This window comes from Streptomyces sp. cg35 (genome assembly GCF_050410835.1).
Lineage (GTDB): Bacteria > Actinomycetota > Actinomycetes > Streptomycetales > Streptomycetaceae > Streptomyces.
Window position 1 is genome coordinate 3,163,587 of record NZ_CP191268.1, and the last position, 21,305, is coordinate 3,184,891.

General features: G+C 72.2%; 21 protein-coding genes. 10 read left to right on the forward strand and 11 right to left on the reverse strand.

All coding sequences use genetic code 11. The features are described from left to right. Positions 1–199: 199 nt before the first annotated feature. The 4 genes from ACQUQD_RS14405 to ACQUQD_RS14420 form a co-directional block, all read right to left on the reverse strand. The gene (locus ACQUQD_RS14405) at positions 200–1,663 is read right to left on the reverse strand and encodes a hypothetical protein (RefSeq protein WP_428952459.1); all 1,464 of its coding nucleotides are present in this window, start codon (positions 1,661–1,663) and stop codon (positions 200–202) included. After that, positions 1,660–3,522, reverse strand: coding sequence for a DUF3492 domain-containing protein (locus ACQUQD_RS14410; RefSeq protein WP_428952460.1), 1,863 nt, complete (start codon positions 3,520–3,522; stop codon positions 1,660–1,662). Before ACQUQD_RS14410 ends, ACQUQD_RS14405 begins: the two co-directional genes overlap by 4 nt. A 200-nt stretch (positions 3,523–3,722) precedes the next feature. After that, on the reverse strand, positions 3,723–4,997 hold the full coding sequence (locus tag ACQUQD_RS14415; RefSeq protein WP_428952461.1) for a DUF3152 domain-containing protein: 1,275 nt from the start codon (positions 4,995–4,997) through the stop codon (positions 3,723–3,725). Positions 4,998–5,005: 8 nt separating this feature from the next. Beyond that, the gene (locus ACQUQD_RS14420; protein WP_428952462.1) at positions 5,006–6,034 is read right to left on the reverse strand and encodes an alpha/beta fold hydrolase; all 1,029 of its coding nucleotides are present in this window, start codon (positions 6,032–6,034) and stop codon (positions 5,006–5,008) included. A gap of 186 nt (positions 6,035–6,220) precedes the next feature. Here ACQUQD_RS14420 and ACQUQD_RS14425 point away from each other — a divergent pair, with 186 nt between their 5' ends. From ACQUQD_RS14425 to ACQUQD_RS14440, 4 genes are all read left to right on the forward strand, one after another. Further along, positions 6,221–6,439 (forward strand): hypothetical protein, encoded by a 219-nt coding sequence (locus ACQUQD_RS14425; protein WP_428952463.1) that lies wholly within the window; start codon positions 6,221–6,223, stop codon positions 6,437–6,439. A gap of 175 nt (positions 6,440–6,614) precedes the next feature. Next, a complete protein-coding gene (locus ACQUQD_RS14430; RefSeq protein ID WP_428952464.1) occupies positions 6,615–7,256 on the forward strand; it encodes a TetR/AcrR family transcriptional regulator in 642 nt (213 codons plus the stop codon). A 157-nt stretch (positions 7,257–7,413) separates the two neighbouring features. After that, entirely contained in the window at positions 7,414–7,641 is a 228-nt protein-coding gene (locus ACQUQD_RS14435; protein ID WP_365568750.1) for a DUF3107 domain-containing protein, read from the forward strand. A gap of 191 nt (positions 7,642–7,832) precedes the next feature. Continuing rightward, positions 7,833–8,105, forward strand: a complete 273-nt coding sequence (locus ACQUQD_RS14440; RefSeq protein ID WP_428952465.1) for a hypothetical protein — start codon at positions 7,833–7,835, stop codon at positions 8,103–8,105. A 69-nt stretch (positions 8,106–8,174) separates the two neighbouring features. Here the strand turns inward: ACQUQD_RS14440 and ACQUQD_RS14445 are convergent, their stop codons facing one another. Beyond that, on the reverse strand, positions 8,175–8,921 hold the full coding sequence (locus ACQUQD_RS14445; RefSeq protein ID WP_428952466.1) for a ferritin-like fold-containing protein: 747 nt from the start codon (positions 8,919–8,921) through the stop codon (positions 8,175–8,177). A gap of 524 nt (positions 8,922–9,445) precedes the next feature. On the opposite strand from ACQUQD_RS14445, the gene ACQUQD_RS14450 reads away from it, so the two are divergent. Together ACQUQD_RS14450 and ACQUQD_RS14455 are read left to right on the forward strand one after the other, a co-directional pair. Continuing rightward, a complete protein-coding gene (locus tag ACQUQD_RS14450; RefSeq protein WP_428952467.1) occupies positions 9,446–11,608 on the forward strand; it encodes a DEAD/DEAH box helicase in 2,163 nt (720 codons plus the stop codon). A 106-nt stretch (positions 11,609–11,714) separates the two neighbouring features. Then, on the forward strand, positions 11,715–12,575 hold the full coding sequence (locus tag ACQUQD_RS14455; protein WP_428952468.1) for an alpha/beta fold hydrolase: 861 nt from the start codon (positions 11,715–11,717) through the stop codon (positions 12,573–12,575). 4 nt (positions 12,576–12,579) lie between these two features. On the opposite strand, the gene ACQUQD_RS14460 is transcribed toward ACQUQD_RS14455, so the two are convergent. Beyond that, the gene (locus tag ACQUQD_RS14460) at positions 12,580–13,491 is read right to left on the reverse strand and encodes an NYN domain-containing protein (RefSeq protein WP_428952469.1); all 912 of its coding nucleotides are present in this window, start codon (positions 13,489–13,491) and stop codon (positions 12,580–12,582) included. 261 nt (positions 13,492–13,752) lie between these two features. Between ACQUQD_RS14460 and ACQUQD_RS14465 the strand changes: the two genes are divergently transcribed. Continuing rightward, positions 13,753–13,905: a hypothetical protein gene (locus ACQUQD_RS14465; RefSeq protein WP_306317966.1), complete on the forward strand. Its 153-nt coding sequence runs from the start codon at positions 13,753–13,755 to the stop codon at positions 13,903–13,905. 81 nt (positions 13,906–13,986) lie between these two features. Here the strand turns inward: ACQUQD_RS14465 and ACQUQD_RS14470 are convergent, their stop codons facing one another. From ACQUQD_RS14470 to ACQUQD_RS14480, 3 genes are all read right to left on the reverse strand, one after another. Then, complete coding sequence (locus tag ACQUQD_RS14470; protein WP_428952470.1) at positions 13,987–14,592, reverse strand: MarC family protein; 606 nt, start codon at positions 14,590–14,592, stop codon at positions 13,987–13,989. A 51-nt stretch (positions 14,593–14,643) separates the two neighbouring features. Further along, positions 14,644–15,507 carry a PHP domain-containing protein gene (locus tag ACQUQD_RS14475; RefSeq protein ID WP_428952471.1) on the reverse strand — a complete coding sequence of 288 codons (864 nt, stop codon included), beginning with the start codon at positions 15,505–15,507 and terminating at the stop codon, positions 14,644–14,646. Positions 15,508–15,636: 129 nt separating this feature from the next. Continuing rightward, entirely contained in the window at positions 15,637–16,290 is a 654-nt protein-coding gene (locus tag ACQUQD_RS14480) for a DUF6758 family protein (RefSeq protein WP_428952472.1), read from the reverse strand. A 168-nt stretch (positions 16,291–16,458) separates the two neighbouring features. On the opposite strand from ACQUQD_RS14480, the gene ACQUQD_RS14485 reads away from it, so the two are divergent. Beyond that, on the forward strand, positions 16,459–17,715 hold the full coding sequence (locus ACQUQD_RS14485) for an MFS transporter (RefSeq protein WP_428952473.1): 1,257 nt from the start codon (positions 16,459–16,461) through the stop codon (positions 17,713–17,715). A gap of 3 nt (positions 17,716–17,718) precedes the next feature. Here the strand turns inward: ACQUQD_RS14485 and ACQUQD_RS14490 are convergent, their stop codons facing one another. Continuing rightward, positions 17,719–18,309 (reverse strand): suppressor of fused domain protein, encoded by a 591-nt coding sequence (locus tag ACQUQD_RS14490; RefSeq protein WP_428952474.1) that lies wholly within the window; start codon positions 18,307–18,309, stop codon positions 17,719–17,721. Positions 18,310–18,786: 477 nt separating this feature from the next. On the opposite strand from ACQUQD_RS14490, the gene ACQUQD_RS14495 reads away from it, so the two are divergent. Further along, entirely contained in the window at positions 18,787–19,917 is a 1,131-nt protein-coding gene (locus tag ACQUQD_RS14495) for a magnesium and cobalt transport protein CorA (protein WP_428952475.1), read from the forward strand. A gap of 13 nt (positions 19,918–19,930) precedes the next feature. Beyond that, entirely contained in the window at positions 19,931–20,443 is a 513-nt protein-coding gene (locus ACQUQD_RS14500; protein WP_428952476.1) for a hypothetical protein, read from the forward strand. Between the two features lie 51 nt (positions 20,444–20,494). Here the strand turns inward: ACQUQD_RS14500 and ACQUQD_RS14505 are convergent, their stop codons facing one another. Continuing rightward, on the reverse strand, positions 20,495–21,244 hold the full coding sequence (locus tag ACQUQD_RS14505) for a hypothetical protein (protein ID WP_428952477.1): 750 nt from the start codon (positions 21,242–21,244) through the stop codon (positions 20,495–20,497). Positions 21,245–21,305: the final 61 nt, after the last annotated feature.

The window sequence follows — 21,305 nt, forward strand, 5'->3', positions numbered from 1 at the left end:
TGGGTGTCGCGCTGCCCGTGAGGTCCGGAGTATCCGGCATATCCGGCGCCTCCGGGAGGAGGGGTGGTCATCTGGCTTTCTCCTTATGGGTGTTGCCGTGAGTCGTCGGGTGGGCCCGCGGTGTCGGCCCCGCGGGAGAGGGGTGTTGCTGGTCATGCGGCGGGCGGTACGGCGCGCTCGGCAGCGGGTGTCGCGCAGGTCATGGCGCACCCCCTGTCGCGCCGTCGGCGCTCGCATGGGCGGAGGCCCGGGTCAGCGTGCGGGTCGCGTGGACGAGCAGCGCCAGGGCCGCGACACCGCAGGCGGCACCGGGTACGACGCCCGCGCCCAGGGCGTCGACGGCGGCCTCGACAGGAGCGCCGAGGGCGTCGCAGCCGGGCAGTCGCGCGGCGAAGACGGAGGCGACGGCCAGGGCCTCGACGGCGGCGGCCGCGCCGAGCACGACCGCGGGGGCGTGCGTGCGCCCGTGCACACCGAGGAGGCGGGCGAGCAGCAGGAGGACGCCCAGGGCTCCCGCTCCGGCGTAGTCCACGCGCTGGTCGAGCGCGGCTCCGGACAAGCCGAGCAGTGTCACCAGGGACAGAGCGAACAGGGCGACGGAGGCGAGGAGCAACGGCCGTACCGAGGAGGCGAATTCGGCGAGTCGGCGGCTGATGGCGAGTCGGCGTCGGGCCCCGGCCGCGTAGAGCCGGGCGCACCAGGTCGCGGGTGCCACGGCGACGGCGAGCGCGAGGAGCGACGCGGTCGAGGGGTCCCAGGCCGCGTCGGGCCCGCCGGCCAGCGCGGCGGTCAGCAGGCCGTCGCCGAGCAGGGCGTAGGCGAGCAGCCACCAGACCCACAGCCGGGTCGCGGGGGCGAGCGGTCCGTCCCCGGCGCGCAGCGGCCCGTGTCGCAGGGCCGTGCGCAGGGCGACGGCGACGGCGAGCGCGCCGCCGATGCCGACGGCCGCCCGGGTGGCGCCCGTCGTGGCGTCCAGGGCGGGCAGCGTCAGTGCGCAGGCGGCTCCCGGCAGCAGTGCGAGCCCGGCCCACGCGCCACGACGGCCGGTGGTGGGGGCGGGGGCAGGCGCGGCGGTCGTCGGCTCGTCCCGGTCGCCGTCGCGCGGCACGCGCGCGTACATCTCCTCGGCGAGGGAGAACACGTCCTTGTGGCGGAAGCGGGCGGCGGTCCGGTCGGTCATGCCGTGGGCCTCGAGCCCGGCGGCGATCTCCAGCGGGTCGACGGCGCGCTCGCACAGGTCGCGGTGCCGGTGCATCAGGACCTTGACGGGGTCGGCGCCCGAGCGGCGTGGGGGCGTGGGGGAGGCGGGGATGCCGCCGCCCGCACGAGGCTCGCGGGGCGGCTCCGGGGCGGGCACGGCAGACCCCTGCTCGCCGCGCAGGCCCCCGGCCCCCGCCGCGCCGTCGGCGCCGCGGTCCCCCTCGGCCTGATCCGCAATGCTCTCGACGGGACCGGTCTCGATGCCCTCGGCGCCGCCTGCGGCCCGCCACGCCTCGGGTTTGCGGAGCAACTCCTCGTCGAGGTCGGCGAGTTCGTCGGTCGCGAGGACCTCCAGCGCCTGCGCCGAGTCGGCTCCCCAGGCTCCGGCGCTCACCGGCACCCGGGGCACATCCGCCCCGACGCCGCCGCCGGGCCCGCGCCCCGCGCTCTCACGCCCGCTCATGCCTCACCCTCCCCGCATCCTTGTGTCACTCCGGCCAACTGCTCCCGCTCACCGCCGCCGTCACCGCCGGCCGTGTCATCGGCGGCGCCGGCGTCCGTCGCCCAGCTGGGGGCTCCCGCCCCGGTGGACCGGCCGGCGAGCCACGCTCCGCCGGAGCCGCCCACGGCCGTGGCCGTCCACCGCCCCGGCACGTGGGCCTCGGGCGGATGGGCGAACGGCAGTGGGCCGCCGGCGCCGTCCACGGCCTCCCGGCGTACCGGGCAGTGCGAGACGATCTCGAGGTAAATGCTGTGAAATGCCTCGACGTTCTGTTCGACGGTGAAGAGCTCGAGGGCGCGCGCCCGGGCCGCCGCGCCGAGCCGCTCCCGGCGCTCGGAGTCGCGCAGCAGCGCCACGCAGGCCTCGGCGAGGGCGCGCGGGTTGCGCGGCGGGACGACGAGACCCGTGCCGCCGATGACCTCGACGACGGCGCCCACATCGGTGGACACGGTCGCGCGCCCGCAGAACATGGCCTCGACCAGGCTGATCGGGAAGCCCTCGACGACGCTGGACAGGACGACGACGCCGCCCGCTCCGTAGACGTCGGCGAGGTCGGGCGCCTCGGGTCCGCCGAGCTCCTCGAAGGAGACCGGGTTCTCGCCGACGGCGTGGATCCCCGTGGCCTCGTCGGGGAAGAGCTGCGCGGCCAGGGCCTTGCAGTGCCCGAGGTACGCCTCGGCCTCGCGGTCCGTCGGACAGTCCTGGTCGGTCGCGCCCGCCGGCGCGGGCGGCATCGCCCCCACGATCCGCAGCCGCGCCTTCGGTTCCTCCTTGCGGATCTCGGCGAAGGCGTGCAGCAGCGAGATGAGGTCCTTGGAGGGGTCGACGCGCCCGACCCAGACGAGGGTGTCCGGGTCCCCGGGCTCCTCCCGCTCGCCGACCTCCGCGAAGCGCGAGGCCTCCATCCCGGGATGGACGGTGCGCAGCTTGGCGCGGTCGGCGCCGCACCGCTCCTGCCAGCGCCGGGCGTGCGTGTTGCCCGGAGTGATCACTGCGGCCTGGCGGTAGACCTCGGCGGCGAGGAGGCCGTGGAAGGCCGCGAGCAGCGCGCGCACCGGCGCACTCAGCTCGGCGTCGCCCGCGGCGATGTAGCGGGCGCGCAGCTGCACCCCGTACTCGGTGACGAGCAGCGGTACGCCGAAGAACCGCTTGGCGATCAGGCCGGGCAGCGCGGCCGCCCCGCCCGACGTCGCGTGGCACAGGTCGACGGAGTCGAGCCCGCCGCCGGAGAGTCCGGCGCCGACGGAGGCGTCCTCGTACCAGTCGAGCGAGAGGGGGCGCAGCGCGCGCTCCACGTACCGGGCGAAGGCGAGCAGGTCGGGGACCCGGGCCGCGCGGGCGGCGCGCAGTGCGCCGGGCGCACGACAGGCGCGCTCCAGAATGCGCACGGCCGTCTCGGAGCGGAGCGCGGAGCCCAGGGCGCCCTCGTCGCGGGCGAGTTCGGCGAGGCCGTACAGCGCCGTGGCGAAACGGTCCGCCTCCGCTTCCGTGCCGGACGCCCCAGCGCCCGGGCCACGGACAACGGCGCTGGCCAACTCCTCGTACAGCGAGGCGAACCGGCGCCGGGCCCGCCGCCCGAGTGCGCCCCCTCGCGCGCCGTCCTCGCCGCCCGTGCCCCCGGTCCACATCGGCGCGGTCCGCACCCGGCTGACCTGCGGGGGCAGTGCGAGCCAGCCCGCGTCCTCCTGGTCCTGGCTGAGGCTGAGCGCGTAGATGTCGAATTCGTGCTGCTCGAGCCCGCGCACGAGCCGGTCGCACCAGAGTCTGGCCTCACCGCTCACATACGGGTAACCACCCTCGGTCAGCAGTCCGATGCGCACGAGTACACCCCCGATCTCCCGTCTGGGGAGCCGCCGTTGGCCCGGCGGCTCGCAGCGGGACGAACGTATGCGGACATGCCGGTGGCGCGATGGACGGTTGTCCATCGCGCCACCAAAAGGGGTGAACGGTCGTAACTTTCCCGCGCGCGTGACGTTCTGTCGCGCTAGGAGATCGTTCCGCTACAGAACGCTACGGAGCGTCAACCCTTGGGAAATGCCCAGGGGTTGGGTTTGCACGTGATCCCGTTGAAGCTCAGGAACTTGGTCTGCTGCTGCATCACGGGCGCGAGGGCGCCGTTCTGCGAGCAGGTCACGTGGTTGTAGCCGAGCCGGTGGCCGACCTCGTGGTTGATGAGCATCTGGCGGTAGGGGTAGATCGCGTCGCCGTACGTCTTCGCGCCCTGCGCCCACCGATAGGCGTTGATCATCACGCGGTCGGTGGCGGCGGAGTCGCACGACACGTTGTCCTCGGTCGTGTCGAGGCCCGACTTGGCGCACCAGGTGGCCGTGGTCCCGGGGCTGGCGAGCGTGATCACGAAGTCCGGTTTCCCGGAGGAGATCCGCTCGAAGGTGCGGGCGCCGTCGTGGGCCCAGCTCCGCTTGTCGTTCAGGGTCTTCTGCACGGCCTGCGCGAACAGGTCGCCGTCGAGCCCGAGCCCCTTCTCGACGTCGATGCGGTAGCGGAACTTCTGTCCGTGGCCCGGCGCCTTGGCCAGCCCGGGGACGGCCTCGAAGTCCCCCGAGCCCTTCAGGTCCGCGGCCAGCGGGTACTTCTTGGCCATCTTCTGCGCGTACGTCGCCGGAGCGGCCTGGGCGGTCTTCGACGGGGTGGCCCGGTCGTCCGAGCGCGAGGCCGAGCCGTCATGGCCGCGGGTGCCTTCGGCTGCCTGTGCCTGTGTGTCGCCGGCCGCGCCACCGCCCCCGTCGGTGACCTGCCCCGCGACGACGACGGCGAGCACGGTGGTGACGGCCGCGGCGGCGATCCCCGCGAACGTCAGCCCCTTCCCGCGCTTCGCGCCCGCGCCGTCCGGCTCCGCCGATGCCGATGCCGATCCCGGGTCCGCGGCCGGGTCGCCCGACGGCGCGGGCGCCTCGTCGCCCCAGTCGGTCACGGAGCCGTACGGATCGCCCGGGGCGTCGTCGAAGGCGTCGACGTACTCCTGCCGGGGCCGCGGCACCAGCGGCGGCCCGGCAGGCGCGGTGAATCCCCGCCCGGCGCTCTCGTGGTCACCGGGCGCGCCCCGGCCCGCGCCCGGCCCCCGCCGCTCGGGGTGTTCGCCGCGGACCCGCGACGACGCCCCGGTCCGGGCGGTCCCGTGCGCGGTGGCGGGCGCCTCGGCGGGCGTCCTGCGCCGGCGCCCGGTGCCCGGGCCCGACGATCCGCCCGGACCGGCCGGTCCGGGGATCGTGGGTACTACAGGTATGTCGGCGGTATCGCCGTTGTCTGCCGGTCCTCGGCGGCTGTGCCGTCCCACTCGCCGCCTCAGCTCCCCGGCTCCGTAGTGCTCGCGACGGTCGCGCCCGTCGCTTGAAGATCTTGCTGTTCGTTCAACGCCGCGGTGTCGGCGATCAGTTCCCTGAACGCCGTCGCGACCGTCTCCGGATATTCCATCATCGCGACGTGCCCCGCGTCCGGCAGGGTCAGCAGGCGCGAGTCCCGGAAGGTGCGCGCCGCGCGCGCCGCCATCCGATAGGAGACCAGCAGGTCACGGCCTCCGTAGACGAGCAGGGTCGGCGCGAGCACCCGCTCGGCCTGGCGCCACAGACCGTGCTGGCCGCCGAGCGTGTACGCGTTCACCACCCCGCGCGCGGAGCGGGCCATGGCGTCCCAGAAGTACGGGAGCTGAAGCCGGCGCTCCATCTCCTCCACGGCGGCCCGGAATCCCTCGGGCGTGACGCGGTTCGGATCGCCGTAGCAAAGGGCCATGACGCCGCGCACCCGCTGCTCCGGCGTCCACTCCTTCGTCAGCCGGGTGAAGAGCGCGGCGACGCCGGGCACGGCGAGCAGTCCGGTCGGCAGTGCGGTGCGCTGCACCCTGATCTCGGGCAGGGCCGGCGAGACGAGGGTCAGCGTCCGTACGAGGTCGGGGCGCGCGGCGGCGACGCGCGTGGTGACGGCGCCGCCCAGCGAGTTCCCGAAGAGGTGGACGGGGCCGCGGCCCTGCGCGTCGAGATAGCGGATGACGGCGCGCGCGTGTCCGGTCACGGAGTAGTCGCCGTCGTCCGGCGGCGGCGAGTCGCCGAAGCCGGGGAGGTCGACGGCCTCGCCGTCGACGGTGTCCTCGAGCAGGGGCATCAGCGCCGACCAGTTCTGCGAGGAACCGCCGAGTCCGTGGACGTAGAGCGCGGGCGGCAGCCCGTCACGCGTGGCGGGCCGGGACCGGACCGACAGCGTGAGCCCGGGCAGAGTGACCGCGCGGAGTCTCTCTCCCTCCGCGACCCTGACGGTGCCCGGCTTGGGCACCGCGGCGGCGATGGCGGGAGGCACACGCGGCGGCTCGGTCGAAGACATGCGGCATATGTTACGAGACGATCACGCAGGGGATCGTGTGTTCGCCGTCACAGACAGCTCATAACTCTGCCCAGAGCTCATCGGTCCGTCCATGAGGAGATCGCATAGCGCCCCGATCGGGTGTCTCCTACGCTCGATATCAGGGCACCCGCCCACGCGAGACACAGGTGAGGAAGGGAGCCGTTCATGACTGTCGACCCCAGCGATCCCGAGACCTTCGAGGAGAGCCGTCCCCCGGAGATCGGCGTGGAGGCCCCGGAAGCGGACGCCGCCGAGCAACTGACGGGACTCGCTCCCGACCTGGACGACGTACCGGCGGAGGCGGCCGATCCGGACGGTGCGAACGAGGCCGACCGGGCCGAGCAGGCGCGGGTCGTGGCACTCGACGAAGACGATTACCGGTGACGAGTTGGGCAAAGGGTGCGACAGTTTGCGCCACTTTGCGGTTGAAGGCGTGCTACGGCGGCTTTCACAGTCGTCCGGTCCGTGAAATTCTGCGCTCGCACCGCGCACATCTTGGTTACCCAAAAGTACGATGACGGCGCGGCGCACACCGCACACGGACGATTTGGGAGGCGGCGTGACAGCCATCGAGCAGACGGAGGCAGCGCGCCCCAAGGGCACACGCCTGCCGCGCCGTGCCCGACGCAACCAGCTCCTGGGCGCCGCCCAGGAAGTTTTTGTCGCGCAGGGGTACCACGCGGCCGCGATGGACGACATCGCCGAGCGGGCCGGGGTCAGCAAGCCCGTGCTCTACCAGCACTTCCCGGGCAAGCTCGATCTCTACCTGGCCCTGCTCGACCAGCACTGCGAGTCGCTCCTGCAGTCCGTCCGCACGGCGCTCGCCTCCACGTCGGACAACAAGCAGCGTGTGGCGGCGACGATGGACGCCTACTTCGCGTACGTCCAGGACGAGGGCGGCGCCTTCCGGCTCGTCTTCGAGTCGGACCTGACGAACGAGCCGGCGGTGCGCGAGCGCGTCGACCGGGTCAGCCTGCAGTGCGCCGAGGCCATCTCGGACGTGATCGCCGAGGACACGGGGCTGTCGAAGGACGAGTCGATGCTGCTGGCCGTGGGCCTGGGCGGCGTCTCGCAGGTCGTCGCGCGCTACTGGCTCTCCAGCGAGAGCCCGGTGGAGCGGGACAAGGCCGTCCAGCTGCTGACGTCGCTGGCCTGGCGGGGCATCGCGGGGTTCCCGCTGCACGGCATGGAACAGCACTGAGCACCACGCGGAACGCCACCGCACTTTTGTTCCCGTCCGGCTGTTCGCTCTTGGCGTGCAGCCGGGGCACCAGGTGCCCCGCTTCACCGGGCTAATCTTTGCTGCGTACGGCGCGCGGTCGTCCGCGCACATCACGGATCGTCGGAGGGACAAGGCCGTGGAGGTCAAGATCGGCGTGCTGCACACGCCCCGCGAGATCGTTCTGGAGAGCGGCCAGTCCGCCGAGGAGGTCGAGAGCGCGGTGTCCGAGGCGCTGTCCGGCAAGTCGCAGCTGCTCTCCCTGACGGACGAGAAGGGCCGCAAGGTGCTGGTCCCGGCCGAGCGCCTCGCCTATGTGGAGATCGGCGAGCCGGCGGTGCGCAAGGTGGGCTTCGGCCCGCTGTAGGGCTGCGCACGCTCCGAGGAGCGACAAGAGAAGTACGAGAAAGGGCCCGACGGCACATCGCCGTCGGGCCCTTTCGGCGTACACAGAGCGGGCACAGCGAATGCATACGGGGAGGGTTGCATTCCGGGTGCCAGGGGTAGACCGGCTACGACCGATTTGCACCCACTGGCCGCGCGGGAGGGACCCCCACCATGCTTCTCGAAGCTCTTGGCTCCGCACTGCTCGGCCTGGCCCTCGCCTGGGCCGCAGGCCTGCGCCTGCCGGACCGCCTCCCGTCGCGCACGCTCGTGCTGCCGACCGGAGTCGCGGGCGCCCTGTTCGGGGCGTTCGTCACCCACAGCGCCCTGGGACCGGGCCACGCGATCGCCACGCTCGTCGGCGCACTCGTGCTGTCGGCGGCGCTGCTGTCGCTGCTGCTCGGTCCCCACCGGGGCAGAGCCCGTCGGCTGAGTCCGAACGCCTGACCACGGAGCGAGGGGCGGGGCCGCACAGGACAGGTGTCCTGTGCGGCCCCGCCCCTCGCGAAGAAGGTTCTAGGCAGCGAGTCCGAGCGCCGCCATCCGCTTGGTGTGCGCCTCGGTGATCCGGGAGAACATCCGGCCGACCTCGGCCAGGTCGAAGCCGTCGGCGACGCCGCCGACCAGCATCGTGGAGAGCGCGTCGCGGTCCGCGACCACCCGCTGCGACTGCGACAGGGCCTCGCCCATCAGGCGCCGCGCCCACAGCGCGAGCCGGCCGCCCACGCGCGGGTCCGCGTCGATCGCCGCGCGCACCTTCTCCACGGCGAACGAGGCGTGCCCCGTGTCGTCGAGCACCGCGAGCACCAGGGAGCGGGTGTCCGAGTCGAGCCGGGCCGCGACCTCCCGGTAGAAGTCACTGGCGATCGAGTCGCCGACGTACGCCTTGACCAGGCCCTCCAGCCAGTCCGACGGAGCGGTCTGCTTGTGGAAGCCGTCGAGCGCCTCGACGAACGGGTCCATCGCCTCGGTCGGTTCCGCGCCGATCTCCGCGAGCCGGTTCCGCAGCTGCTCGAAGTGGTGGAACTCGGCGGACGCCATCTTCGCGAGCTCCGCCTTGTCGGCCAGCGTCGGCGCCAGCTTGGCGTCCTCCGCGAGCCGCTCGAACGCCGCCAGCTCCCCGTACGCGAGGGCACCGAGCAGGTCGACGACGGCGGCGCGGTAGTTCGCGTCCGCGGACGCGGTGGCCCAGTCCTGGGCAGCGATCCCGGTCGCTGCGGGGGTCGCTTCGGCGGACGGCGTGGCGTTGTCAGGCGTCTCCATGAAGCGCACAATAGCCCGCTCGCCGCCCCACGGAAGTCCCTGGTCAAGGAGTGTGACGACGGCTACGTGACCAATTCGGCCATCGCACATGCGCGTTTCCGGGGTATGGTGGTAATGAGCCCGCCGAGTGCAAGCCCGATTCCTGGCGCTTGCGCGTACTTGCGACGGGCCTCACGAATGAGGATGCCCGGTCGGAGGCCCGATCGGCTCCGACCCGACAGCCCTCCGGCTCGTACGTCACGCGACGTACGGCACGAGGAGGGGCCCCTCAGCGGCACGAGCGCTCGAGCGTCGGCAGTGGTCCCGCGCCATCCGGTCCACCCGCAGCAGCGGATCGAGACCGGCGTACCAACGGCACGGCACTGGCACGGTCAAGACCCCCGCGTTCGCCTCGCACCGCACCTCACAGAAGAGGCAACACCCTGACTACGCAGACTTCGACATTCCGTCAGCTCGGCATTCTCCCCGAGACGGCAGAGGCCCTTGAGGCCGTCGGCATCATCAACCCCTTCCCCATCCAGGAGATGACCCTCCCCGTCGCCCTCTCCGGCACGGACGTCATCGGCCAGGCCAAGACCGGCACGGGCAAGACCCTCGGTTTCGGTCTGCCGCTCCTGGAGCGCGTCACCGTTCCCGCGGACGTCGAGGCCGGCCGGGCCAAGCCCGAGCAGCTGACCGACGCCCCGCAGGCCCTCGTCGTCGTCCCGACGCGCGAGCTGTGCCAGCAGGTGACCAATGACCTCCTGACCGCCGGCAAGGTGCGCAATGTGCGCGTCCTCGCCATATATGGCGGTCGCGCCTACGAGCCCCAGGTCGAGGCCCTCAAGAAGGGCGTCGACGTGATCGTCGGCACCCCGGGCCGGCTGCTCGACCTCGCCGGGCAGAAGAAGCTGAACCTCTCGCACGTGAAGGCGCTCGTCCTCGACGAGGCCGACGAGATGCTCGACCTGGGCTTCCTGCCCGACGTCGAGAAGATCATCAACATGCTTCCGGTCAAGCGTCAGACGATGCTGTTCTCGGCGACCATGCCGGGCGCCGTCATCGGCCTCGCCCGCCGTTACATGTCGCAGCCCACGCACATCCGCGCCACGTCGCCGGACGACGAGGGCGCGACCGTGCGGAACATCGCGCAGCACGTGTACCGCGCGCACAACATGGACAAGCCGGAGATGGTCGCGCGCGTCCTGCAGGCCGACGGCCGCGGGCTCGCGATGATCTTCTGCCGGACGAAGCGGACCGCCGCCGACATCGCCGAGCAGTTGCAGAAGCGCGGGTTCGCCTCCGGCGCCGTGCACGGCGACCTCGGGCAGGGCGCGCGTGAGCAGGCGCTGCGCGCGTTCCGCAACGGCAAGGTCGACGTGCTGGTGTGCACCGACGTCGCCGCGCGCGGCATCGACGTCGAGGGCGTCACGCACGTCATCAACTACCAGTCGCCCGAGGACGAGAAGACGTACCTCCACCGCATCGGCCGCACCGGCCGCGCGGGCAAGAAGGGCATCGCGATCACGCTGGTCGACTGGGACGACATCCCGCGCTGGCAGCTGATCAACAAGGCGCTGGAGCTGGACTTCAACGACCCGGTCGAGACGTACTCCTCCTCGCCGCACCTGTACGAGGAGCTGAGCATCCCGGCGGGCACCAAGGGTGTCCTGCCGCGCGCCGAGCGCACCCGCGCCGGACTCGCGGCCGAGGAGATCGAGGACCTGGGCGAGACCGGTGGCCGGGGTGCCTCGTCGCGCGGCGGCCGCGGTGGCCGTCCTTCGCAGGACCGGGACCGGGACCGTGATCGCGGCCAGGAGCGGGAGCGTTCCGCCCGCACGCCGCGCCGCCGTCGTCGCACGCGCAGCGGCGAGCCGGTCGCCGCGGAGGCGGCCGCCGCTCCCGCCGCCGCTCCGGTGACGCCGGTCGCGCAGGACGCCTCCGAGCCGCGCACGCCGCGCCGTCGGCGCCGTACCCGTGGTGGCGCGCAGGCCGCGCCCGCCGCCGAGGCTGTCGTCGAGACGGTCGAGACCGTCGTCGCCCCGGTCGCTCCGGTGGCCGAGCCGGTCGCCGAGGCCCCGGCCGCGCCCCGTCGCCGTACGCGCAAGAAGGCGGAGGCCGTCGTCGAGACGGTCGAGGCCGTGGCGCCCGTCGCGGAGACCGTCGAGGCCCCGGCCGCGCCGCGTCGCCGTACGCGCAAGAAGGCGGAGGTCGCCGTCGACACGGCGGAGGCCGTCGAGGCCAAGCCGGCCCGTACGCGCAAGAAGGCCGTCGCCGCCGCTCCGGAGGAGGCGCCCGCCGCCGAGGCCAAGCCGAAGCGCACGCGCAAGAAGGCGGAGCCCGTCGTCGACGCGCAGGCGGAAGCCGTCGTCGACACGGTCGAGGCTGTCGAGACGAAGCCGAAGCGGACTCGTAAGAAGGCCGTCGCCGCCGCTCCGGAGGAGGCGCCCGCCGCCGAGGCCAAGCCGAAGCGCACGCGCAAGAAGGCGGAGGTCGTGGTCGACACGGTCGAGGCCGTCGAGACGAAGCCGAAGCGGACCCGCAAGAAGGCCACGGCTCCGGCCGAGGCCGCCGTGGAGACCGTGGACGCCGAGGCGAAGCCGAAGCGGACTCGTAAGAAGGCCGTCGCCGCGGCTCCGGAGGAAGCGCCCGCCGCCGAGGCCAAGCCGAAGCGCACGCGCAAGAAGGCCGTGGCCCCCGAGGCCTGAGCCTGATCCGCACCGCGCCACGAGGCCCGGGTCCCGCACTGCGGGGTCCGGGCCTTCGTCGTGGCCCCCTCGGGCGCCCGGCCGCCCCGCCACGTAACCTCACGGCATGAGCAGGCCCCCGACCTTCGTCCCGCCGTCCGGCACCCGTGCCCACGTGCTGCGCACCGCCAGAGGCGACTTCGCCGCGCTCGTCGGTGAACCGGAGTCCGGTCCCGTGCGGGGCACCGCGCTGCTGCTTCCGGGGTTCACCGGGAGCAAGGAGGACTTCATCGCGCTGCACGGACCGCTGAGCGCGGCCGGGTATCGCAGCGTCGCCGTCGACGGGCGGGGCCAGTACGAGTCCGCGGGCCCGAAGGACGACGAACTCCCCTACGCCCAGGACGAGTTGGCGCGGGATGTGCTGGCCCAGGCCGCGGCGCTCGGCTCGGCGCGGGTGCATCTGCTCGGGCACTCGCTCGGCGGGCTCGTCGCTCGCGCCGCGGTCATCGCCGACCCGGCGCCCTTCGCGTCCCTGACGCTGATGGCGTCGGGCCCGGCCGCCGTGTCCCGGTCCCAGCAGCAGCGCGTCGAGCTGCTCCAGGGCGCGCTCGCGACGCTCGACATGGCGCAGGTGTGGGAGGCCATCCAGGCGCTGGAGGCGGCCGAGGGGCCCGTCGAGGCGCGCGGCGACGAGGACGATCTGCGGCGCCGCTGGATGAGCAACAGCCCCGCCCAACTGGTCGCCACCGGACGGCAGTTGTGTACCGAGCCCGACCGGGTCGACGAGCTGGCCGGGCTCGCGCCGCCGGTGCACGTACTGTCCGGGGAGCGGGACGACGCCTGGCCCGTACCGCTGCTCGACGAGATGGCGGGCCGCCTCAAGGCCGAGCGGACGGTGATCGCCGGGGCGGAGCACTCCCCCAACACCGACCGCCCCGGCGAGACGGCCGCGGCCCTCGCCGCCTTCTGGGACCGGCATCCGGCCTGAGGCTCTAGAACTGGGCGCGCAAATGCGCCCAGAACCCGTCGCGCAGCGCCCGCCGCAGATCCGACTGGCCGCGCAGCGAGTACTGGAGCAGGCGCTCCGCCTCGACCAGCAGGTCCTGGTCGACCGGCCCCGGCAGATAGGGGTGGCCGGGCAGCACCTCGGCGAACGCCTCGCGCCCGCGCTCCCCGAGCCACTGCGCGGCGATCTGCGCCCCGACGAAGCGGACCTGCTCGCGGGCGGGGCGCGGTGCGTCCGTGTGCTCGTACGACGTGACGGCGCGGCGGGACACGTACGGCTTGAAGAAGTCGAGGTCGAGCGTGCGCTGGCTGTCGACCTCCCACAGGAGCGGCTCGGCCTGGTTGCGCCCCTCGGGCGCCTCGATGCCCCAGAGGTGGACGCGGGCGCCGTAGCCCTGTGCGGCCTCGACGGCGGAGACCAGGTCCTCGTCGCCGCCGAGCAGCGCCGCGTCGCTGATGGCGCGGTGCCGGGCGAGGGACTCCAGGTCGCTGCGGATGAGGGAGTCGACGCCCTTCTGCTGGTTGTTCGCGTTGAGGTTGCCCAGGCGGACCTTGACGTCGGGCAGCTCGGCGATCGACTGCTGCTCGGTGGTGTGGATCCGGCGGCGGGCGCCGTCGTACCAGTAGACGCGCAGCAGGCGGCTGTCCGCGAAGATCGTGCGGGCCCGGTCGATGAGTGCGTCGATGAGGCCCTCGGCGTCCAGGTCGAAGGCGCGGCGGTCCTCGGTGCCCGCGACGAGGCGGCCGGCCGCGGCGTACAGATAACCGGCGTCCACGAAGATCGCGTGCGTCGACGGCGTCTTCGCGACCTCGGCGAGCATCCGTCTGAGCAGGTCGTTCGTGATGTCGAGGCGGACCCCGACGGCGGCGAGGGGGTCGTCCGCGTTGGTTGCGTTCATTGCCGCTCATTGTCCTGGCCGTCACGCCCCGTGCACAACCGACCGCGTTACTCGCAAGTAATTAGGTTCTCGAAAAATTTCTTTAGCGTAGGGAATGTTTGCTGGGGGCAACTCGTTGTACCCATACAGAACGCGGGGCACCCTAGCCACGCAATCCACTCTTAACGGGCAGGCAACCGCCTGGCCGTACGGCAGGACAAGACTGTTGTCCTGCACCAGCAGTTCTCCTTCAGGAGGATGACCAGACGAAGGGAGAAGCCCTTGCGCTTCGAAATCATGCGACTCGACGACGTCGACGGCACCGCCGTGGACTCCACCGTCGTGGACGCCGCCTCCGTCAACCGGATCGTTCAGCAGGCCGCCGCCATCGGGCAGCGCCTCTACATCCGCCCGGCCGAGTCGTCCGCCTCGTAGCGGCATCGACTCACACACTTCGAAGCCCCCGTACGCACACTGCGTACGGGGGCTTCGCGTATGCGCGCGCATACGGGCGCGTCAGGAGCTCTGGATGACCTGGGTCACGCCGTTGATGATCTGCTGGACGGCGATGGCCGAGAGCATCATGCCCGCGAGCCGGGTCACCAGGACCACGCCGCCGTCCTTGATGATGCGGATGATCACCAGCGAGTAGCGCATCACGAGCCACAGGACGACGTGGATCGCGATGATCGCCGTCCAGACGGAGAGCTGCGTCGCGACCGAGTCGGCCTTCTGGACGGCCAGGATCACGGAGACGATCGCGCCGGGCCCGGCGAGCAGCGGCATGCCGAGCGGGACGAGGGCGACGTTCACGTCCTTCGTCTGCTGGGGCTCGTCGGTCTTGCCGGTGAGCAGGTCGAGGGCGATCAGCAGGAGCAGCAGACCGCCGGCGATCATCAGCGCCGGCACCGAGACGTGCAGGTAGTCGAGGATCTGGTGGCCGAGGACGCCGAAGACGGCGATGACGCCGAAGGCGACGCAGACGGCCTGGAAGGCCATGCGCTTCTGCACCTTGGCGGGGCGGCCCGCGGTGAGGGCGAGGAAGATCGGGGTGATTCCGGGGGGATCCATAATCACAAAAAGCGTGAGAAAAAGGGATCCGAAGACGGCGACGTCGAACACAGTGAGGGCTTGCCTTGCGGGAGTGGAGCGGAAGAGGGGACGTGCGGGTGATCAGGCGCGGCGTCCGCCGGCACCCGGCACCGGGAAGGCCCCCGTGGCACGGCGCGTGATCTCCCCGTAGACCTCGGGGTCGGTCGTGTACTCGCCGAGCACACAGGTCTTGCGGCTGCCGTGGTAGTCCGAGGAACCGGTGGTGAGCAGGCCGACATCGGCGGCCAGGCCGCGCAGCCGGTCCCGGGTCGCCGGGTCGTGGTCCATGTGGTCGACCTCGATGCCGTCGAGGCCGGCCGCGGACAGCTCCGCGATCGCCGACTCGGGGACGGTCCGGCCGCGCTTGACGGCGGCCGGGTGCGCGAAGACGGTGACCCCGCCGGCGGCCTTGACCAGGCGGATCGCCTCGAAGGGGTCCGTCTCGTGCTTCGGCACGTACGCGCGGGCGCCGTCGGCCAGCCAGTCCTGCGTGAAGGCGTCCGAGACGGTGGGCACGACGCCGAGCTCGACGAGCGCGGAGGCGATGTGCGGGCGGCCCACCGAGCCGTCCCCGGCGATCCGGGCGACCTGGTCCCAGGTGACCGGGACCCCGAGCTCGTTCAGCTTGGCGATCATGCCCTTGGCGCGCGGGACCCGGTCGTCGCGGACCAGCTCGCGCTCGGCGAGCAGATCGGGCTCCTCGGGATCGAAGAGGTACGCCAGCATGTGCATGCTCACGCCGTCGAGGCGGCAGGAGAGCTCGGCGCCCGTGACGAGGGTCAGCCCCTCGGGGAGGGCCGCGAGCGCCTGGGCGTGGCCGCGCGTGGTGTCGTGGTCGGTGAGCGCCACGACGTCCAGGCCTGCGGCGGCGGCGTTCCGCACCAGGTCGGCCGGGCTGTCCGTGCCGTCGGAAGCAGTGGAGTGGGTGTGCAGATCGATGCGCACGGCTGCGTACTCCAGGCTCGGACGGACAGGACTCGGCGACCTGTGACAGAAGGGGACGCTCAAGGATAACGGGGATTTCGAACAGCCCCGTCACCACCGAACCGGGGCCAGGCCCCTTACCGCCGCCTCTTACCGCTCGTCGCCCTGCTGCAGGATCCGCGGGGACATCGCCCCGCACGGCAGCAGATCGACCTCGGCGCCCGCGTCCCGCAGGTCCGTGAGCACGAGCTCGTCGTACATCAGCATCCCGGACTGCTCCGGCCACACGATGGCCCACAGCCACAGCCCGCGCGCCTCGCCCGCGAAGACGGCCCGGTCGGCCGGGGCTCCGGAGACGTGCCACAGCGGGGTGGGCCGGCCGGCCGCGAGGACCTTGGCGTGCGGCGGTCCCGTGACATCCATGTACGGGCCCGGGTCGGGGCCGTCGATGCCCGCGTACCGCGCACCGAGCCCGACGCCCAGCTCCTCGGCGACGAGCACCAGCTCACCGATGCCGCCGAGGGGACCGGGGCCCGAGCAGGCGACGGCGGTCGCGCGGCCGCCGGTGCGGTCGTCCCCCGCGTTGGCGACCCCGGTGAACAGCCAGCCGACGGGCAGCGGCCAGGGCATCCACACGGGGACCTGGGCACGACGCACCACGACGCCGAGGGCCTCGACACTGGGCGGGATCACGGGCTGCAGCGGGTGCACAGCTCCGTGCACGTCGCACTGCCAGGAGTCGGCAAAGAGTCCGGGAGCCCTGACCCGGCCACCACACTTCGGGCAACTGGGTTCGCCCCTCATAAGGCCCACGGTCCTCCCCGTCCCGCGCCCCGTCAAGGACGATCACCCGTCCGGAGTGCACCGGCTCCGCCCGGTCCGACCTGGAGAAATAGATGTAGCTTGCATTAATTAGCACGGCTAACTTATTATGTGCATAAGCCAACGATCCGATGCGGACAAGGAGCGGGCATGAGCCACAGCAGTACAGGGGGTTCCGTCGAAGGGGACCCGTTCGACGCGGGTGCGGGCAGCATCCTGCGTCAACCGAAGGCGGTCTGGGCGACCGCCGGGGCATCCGTCGTCGCCTTCATGGGCATCGGGCTCGTCGACCCGATCCTGCCGTCGATCGCCAAGGGCCTTCAGGCGACACCGAGTCAGGTCTCCCTGCTCTTCACCTCCTACTTCCTCATCACCGCCGTCGCGATGCTGGTGACCGGGTTCGTCTCCAGCCGGATCGGCGGCAAGAAGACCCTGCTCGTCGGGCTGGCGCTCGTCGTCGTCTTCGCCGCGCTCGCCGGCACCTCCGGCTCCGTCGGCGAACTCGTCGGGTTCCGGGCCGGCTGGGGCCTCGGCAACGCGCTCTTCGTGTCGACCGCCCTCGCGGTCATCGTCGGCGCCGCGGCCGGCGGCTCGGCCGCCGCGATCCTGCTGTACGAGTCCGCGCTGGGCCTCGGCATGGCGTGCGGGCCGCTGGTCGGCGCCCTGCTCGGCAACGCGAGCTGGCGCTACCCGTTCTTCGGCACCGCCGCCCTGATGGCCGTCGGGTTCCTCTGCGTCACCGCGTTCCTGAAGGAACAGCCCAAGCCCGCCAGGAAGACGTCGGTCCTCGACCCGATCAAGGCGCTCGGCCACGGCGGTCTCGCGTCCGCGGCGGTCTCGGCCTTCTTCTACAACTACACGTTCTTCACGGTCCTGGCCTTCACGCCGTTCGTGCTGAACATGACCCCGTACAAGTCCGGCGCCGTCTTCTTCGCCTGGGGCGTGCTGCTCGCCCTGTTCTCGGTGATCGTCGCGCCGCGCATGCAGGCCCGGTTCGGCTCGCTGAAGGTGCTCGGCGGCTCGCTGGTCCTGCTCGCCGTCGACGTGCTCGTCCTCGGGTACGGCAACCACACCGCGGCGATCGTCTGCACGATCCTGTCCGGCGCCTTCATCGGCGTGAACAACACCGTCTACACGGAGCTGGCGCTCGGCGTCTCGGACGCGCCGCGGCCCGTCGCCTCCGCCGGATACAACTTCGTGCGGTGGTTCGCCGCCGCGGCCGCCCCGTTCTTCGCGCCGAAGATCGAGGAGTGGAGCAACATCCACATCCCGTTCGTGGTCGCCGCGGTCACGGCGGTGCTCGGCGCGGTCGTCGTGTGGGTGCGCAGGAGCTCGCTCACCCACGACGCCGAGGAACTGGAGCCGCAGCACGCGACCGAGGACGGCGTCACCGTCTTCGCCAACTAGAGATCAGTCGAGAGGCACGGACCTGCGCAGCGGATCGCGCAGGTCCGTGCCTCTGTTCAGCCACTTCTCCTGCAGCGCGGCCGCACCGTGCACCCGCTTCCACGCGGCCTCGTTCTGCGTCATGGGCAGCAGCGGGAGGAACCGTACGGGGTCCAGCGGTTCGTCCAGGTCCAGGTCCTCGACCAGGCCGCCCGGCTCCGCCACCAGCACCGAGGTGAACGGGGCCCCGGGCCACAGCGCCTCCCCCACGTCCAGCGAGGCACCCGGCGCCACGACGACACCCTCGACCTGCGGCGAGGCGGCCAGGACGGCCAGCGGGCGCAGCGCCTTGTCCGTGTCGGCACGCCCGGCGCGGACGGTGAGGACCAGCTCGGCGCGCGGCCCCTTCACGGGGTCGGCCAGCGCCGCGGTCGGGTCGGACATCGGGGACGCGGACATGCCGAGGGTCGCGTACCGGACGACTCCCTGGTCGCCGTCGGTGAAGCGCAGCACCTCGATCCGGTCCGTGCCGAGGAACGTGACCGCCGCGCGCGCGTCCGGCTCGCCCAGGGCCGTGGTCAGCCGGGCTTCCACCAGCGCAAGAACTTCTGCCATCCCGCGAGCATAGAACTCGCATGCAACGGGTAAAGACGGGGCTTGCTTCTTCAGTCGGCTGATAGTCTTGGCCGCTGGTCGGGATGGTGCGCAGTGCGTACCCGCCGAGGACTCTCGGAGTCCTCGAAGAACCGACCCACTCACGTCCCTCACGGGGGACCGGCCGGAGGAGGTGGGGCTGTCATGGATCGAAGTCGACCGTGCAGTACCACCCGTTCTTCCGGCCGCTAGGCCCGCACGTCACACCGCAGTCAGCAGTGATCTGCTTCCCGGGCTGCCCGCGTATGCCGGAAGAGCGCTTCGTTTCCGCCTGATCTTTCTGATCTTCCTGATCCGAATCAGTAAGCGAAGCCGCCCAGCGTCGGTGCGGTGCTCCCCGCTTTGTGGACGTGCAGCATGTCCGGTTGGCCAGGACGTCCTCATTCCGGGTAGTTCCACCCGCCGCGGCGCGGCTCCCGCCCGCGAAGGAGCCTGCCCATGTCGATGATTCGCGACCTGCGAGCCGCCGTCCGTCCCTCGCTGCGCAAGAGCGTGGCCCCGTACGGCAACGAGGCGCGCAACTCGTACGACTCCACCCGTGACCCGTCGGCCGTGTCCGCGGTCGTCGACTGCGCGGTCTACCGCGACGGGGCCCGCGCCGAGTCCCCCGACTGCCTCACGCCCCGCGGCGCCCGCCTCCAGGTGCGCCGCGAGGGCGGGTTCGCCTGGATCGGCCTGCACGAGCCGACCGAGGCCGAGTTCGCCGGTATCGCCGCCGAGTTCGGGCTGCACCCGCTCGCCGTCGAGGACGCCGTGCACGCGCACCAGCGCCCCAAGCTGGAGCGGTACGACGACACGCTCTTCACGGTCTTCAAGACCATCCACTACGTCGAGCACGCCGAACTCACCGCCACCAGCGAGGTCGTGGAGACCGGCGAGGTCATGTGCTTCACCGGGCGGGACTTCTTCATCACGGTGCGGCACGGCGGCCAGGGCTCGCTGCGGGCGCTGCGCCACCGGCTCCAGGACGACCCCGAGCTGCTGGCCAAGGGGCCGAGCGCCGTGCTGCACGCGATCGCGGACCACGTCGTCGACGGATATCTCGCGGTCGCCGACGCGATGCAGGACGACATCGACGAGGTCGAGACCGATGTCTTCTCGCAGACCGGCAAGGGCTCCCCGCGCGGTTCCGACGCGGGCCGCATCTACCAGCTCAAGCGCGAGGTGCTGGAGTTCAAGCGGGCCGTCGCCCCGCTGCGCCGGCCGCTGGCGCTGCTGAGCGAGCGGCCGATGCGGCTGATCGACCCGGACATCCAGAAGTACTTCCGGGACGTCGCCGACCACCTGGAGCGCGTACAGGAGCAGGTCATCGGCTTCGACGAGCTGCTCAACTCGATCCTCCAGGCCAACCTCGCGCAGGCCTCCGTCGCCCAGAACGAGGACATGCGCAAGATCACCTCGTGGGCGGCCATCGTGGCCGTACCGACGATGGTGTGCGGTGTGTACGGCATGAACTTCGACCACATGCCGGAGCTGCACTGGCGGTTCGGCTACCCGTTCGTCCTCGGTATCACCGTCGTGGCCTGTTTCGCGATCCACCGGACCCTGAAGCGCAACGGATGGCTGTAGCTACGCTTGCCGCATGACGACTGAACTGCTCGATGCCGCCCTCGTCGAGGAGGCCACGAAGAAGTCCGGGCTCATCTGGGTACGGGGCACGGGTGCCGAGCGGGCGCTGTGGCACGTGTGGCACGAGGGCGCGGCGCTGGTGGTCGGCGACGGGCCCGGTGAGCAGCCGCTGCCGGACCTCGTCGACGGCGGCGCGGCCCTGGTCACCGTGCGCAGCAAGGACAAGGGCGGGCGGCTCGTCGGCTGGCGGGCGAAGGTCGTGGAGCTCGGCTCCGGTACGGAGTCCTGGGAGGCGGCCGTCGGCGAGCTGAAGGGGAAGCGGCTCAACGCGCCCGACGCGGAGACGATGCCCGAGCGGTGGGCGCGTGAGTGCCGGGTGCTGCGGCTGGAGCCGGTGGCGGGCGCGGATCCGGTGCCGGCCTCGGAGGGGTCCCTCGCGGCCCGTCCGCTCCCGTCCCCTGCGACGACGCGCAATGCGGTGCCTGCGGGGCTGCCGCGCCTGCTGGCCCGGCGGAAGAGCAGGTGAGCCCGGCAGGCGGTCGAGGACCGGGGGTCCGGGGGCCAAGCCGCCTGGCCTTCAGGAGGACGGCAGTGCCTGCCCGTAGTCGACGGTGTCCCCGGCCTCCGGCTCCTCGAGCGTGAAGTCCCGCCCCCAGTCCGTCAGCCGGAGCGTCCCCGCGCCTCCGGCCCGCTCCAGGCGCATCGGGTACGCCGTGCCCTCCAGGGAAACGTCGAGCGTGCCGCCGGCGCCCTCGTCGCCGGTCAGCTGGATCGTGCGGGTGCCGCCGGACGAGCCGTGCTCGCCCTTGTCCAGGGTGCCGTGCAGCGTCAGCAGTCCGTCGAGCAGCACGTCCTTGTCCGTGAACGTGCTGAGCCGCTTGTACGCCGGGTCGCCGGTCGGCACCTTCACGTACTTGCCGTCGAGCTTCTCCGCGGCCGCGCCGTCCCCGTCCCCGGCCTCGTCCGAGTGCGTCCAGAAGTCGGCGTCCGCCTTGAGGTACAGGTGCTCGTCCACCCGCAGCAGCCGGAACGTACTGCCGCCCGTGGTCACCGACCCCGTGCCGCCGTCGCCCTTCAGCCGCATGTCGAGCTGGTACGTGTGACCGCCGCTGACCACCGTCCCGGCGACGTGCACGGTGTCCGCGCCCTGCGCCGCCTTGACCGTACGGCTCTGGATCTTGGCGGGGTCCAGCTTGCCGACCCCGTTGGTGCCCGCGTCCGGGTCGTCCCCGCCGCATCCCGCGAGCCCGGCCGCGAGCCCCGTGCACAGCACCCCGGCAAGAATTGTCCTGCGGGTTCGGCGGCGGTCCAGGGGAAGTGCGGTCACGGGCGGGACCACCTCTCGTACGGCATCGGGCTCGGCGGCAGTACGGCAGCGTACCGGTGCC

Bases quoted from the DNA above. Each gene is read 5' to 3' on its own strand.
- ACQUQD_RS14405 (WP_428952459.1), bottom strand. From the start codon at position 1,663: ATGAGCGGGCGTGAGAGCGCGGGGCGCGGGCCCGGCGGCGGCGTCGGG.
- ACQUQD_RS14420 (WP_428952462.1), bottom strand. From the start codon at position 6,034: ATGTCTTCGACCGAGCCGCCGCGTGTGCCTCCCGCCATCGCCGCCGCG.
- ACQUQD_RS14425 (WP_428952463.1), top strand. From the start codon at position 6,221: ATGACTGTCGACCCCAGCGATCCCGAGACCTTCGAGGAGAGCCGTCCC.
- ACQUQD_RS14440 (WP_428952465.1), top strand. From the start codon at position 7,833: ATGCTTCTCGAAGCTCTTGGCTCCGCACTGCTCGGCCTGGCCCTCGCC.
- ACQUQD_RS14445 (WP_428952466.1), bottom strand. From the start codon at position 8,921: ATGGAGACGCCTGACAACGCCACGCCGTCCGCCGAAGCGACCCCCGCA.
- ACQUQD_RS14450 (WP_428952467.1), top strand. From the start codon at position 9,446: ATGACCCTCCCCGTCGCCCTCTCCGGCACGGACGTCATCGGCCAGGCC.
- ACQUQD_RS14455 (WP_428952468.1), top strand. From the start codon at position 11,715: ATGAGCAGGCCCCCGACCTTCGTCCCGCCGTCCGGCACCCGTGCCCAC.
- ACQUQD_RS14460 (WP_428952469.1), bottom strand. From the start codon at position 13,491: ATGAACGCAACCAACGCGGACGACCCCCTCGCCGCCGTCGGGGTCCGC.
- ACQUQD_RS14480 (WP_428952472.1), bottom strand. From the start codon at position 16,290: ATGAGGGGCGAACCCAGTTGCCCGAAGTGTGGTGGCCGGGTCAGGGCT.
- ACQUQD_RS14485 (WP_428952473.1), top strand. From the start codon at position 16,459: ATGAGCCACAGCAGTACAGGGGGTTCCGTCGAAGGGGACCCGTTCGAC.
- ACQUQD_RS14490 (WP_428952474.1), bottom strand. From the start codon at position 18,309: ATGGCAGAAGTTCTTGCGCTGGTGGAAGCCCGGCTGACCACGGCCCTG.
- ACQUQD_RS14495 (WP_428952475.1), top strand. From the start codon at position 18,787: ATGTCGATGATTCGCGACCTGCGAGCCGCCGTCCGTCCCTCGCTGCGC.
- ACQUQD_RS14500 (WP_428952476.1), top strand. From the start codon at position 19,931: ATGACGACTGAACTGCTCGATGCCGCCCTCGTCGAGGAGGCCACGAAG.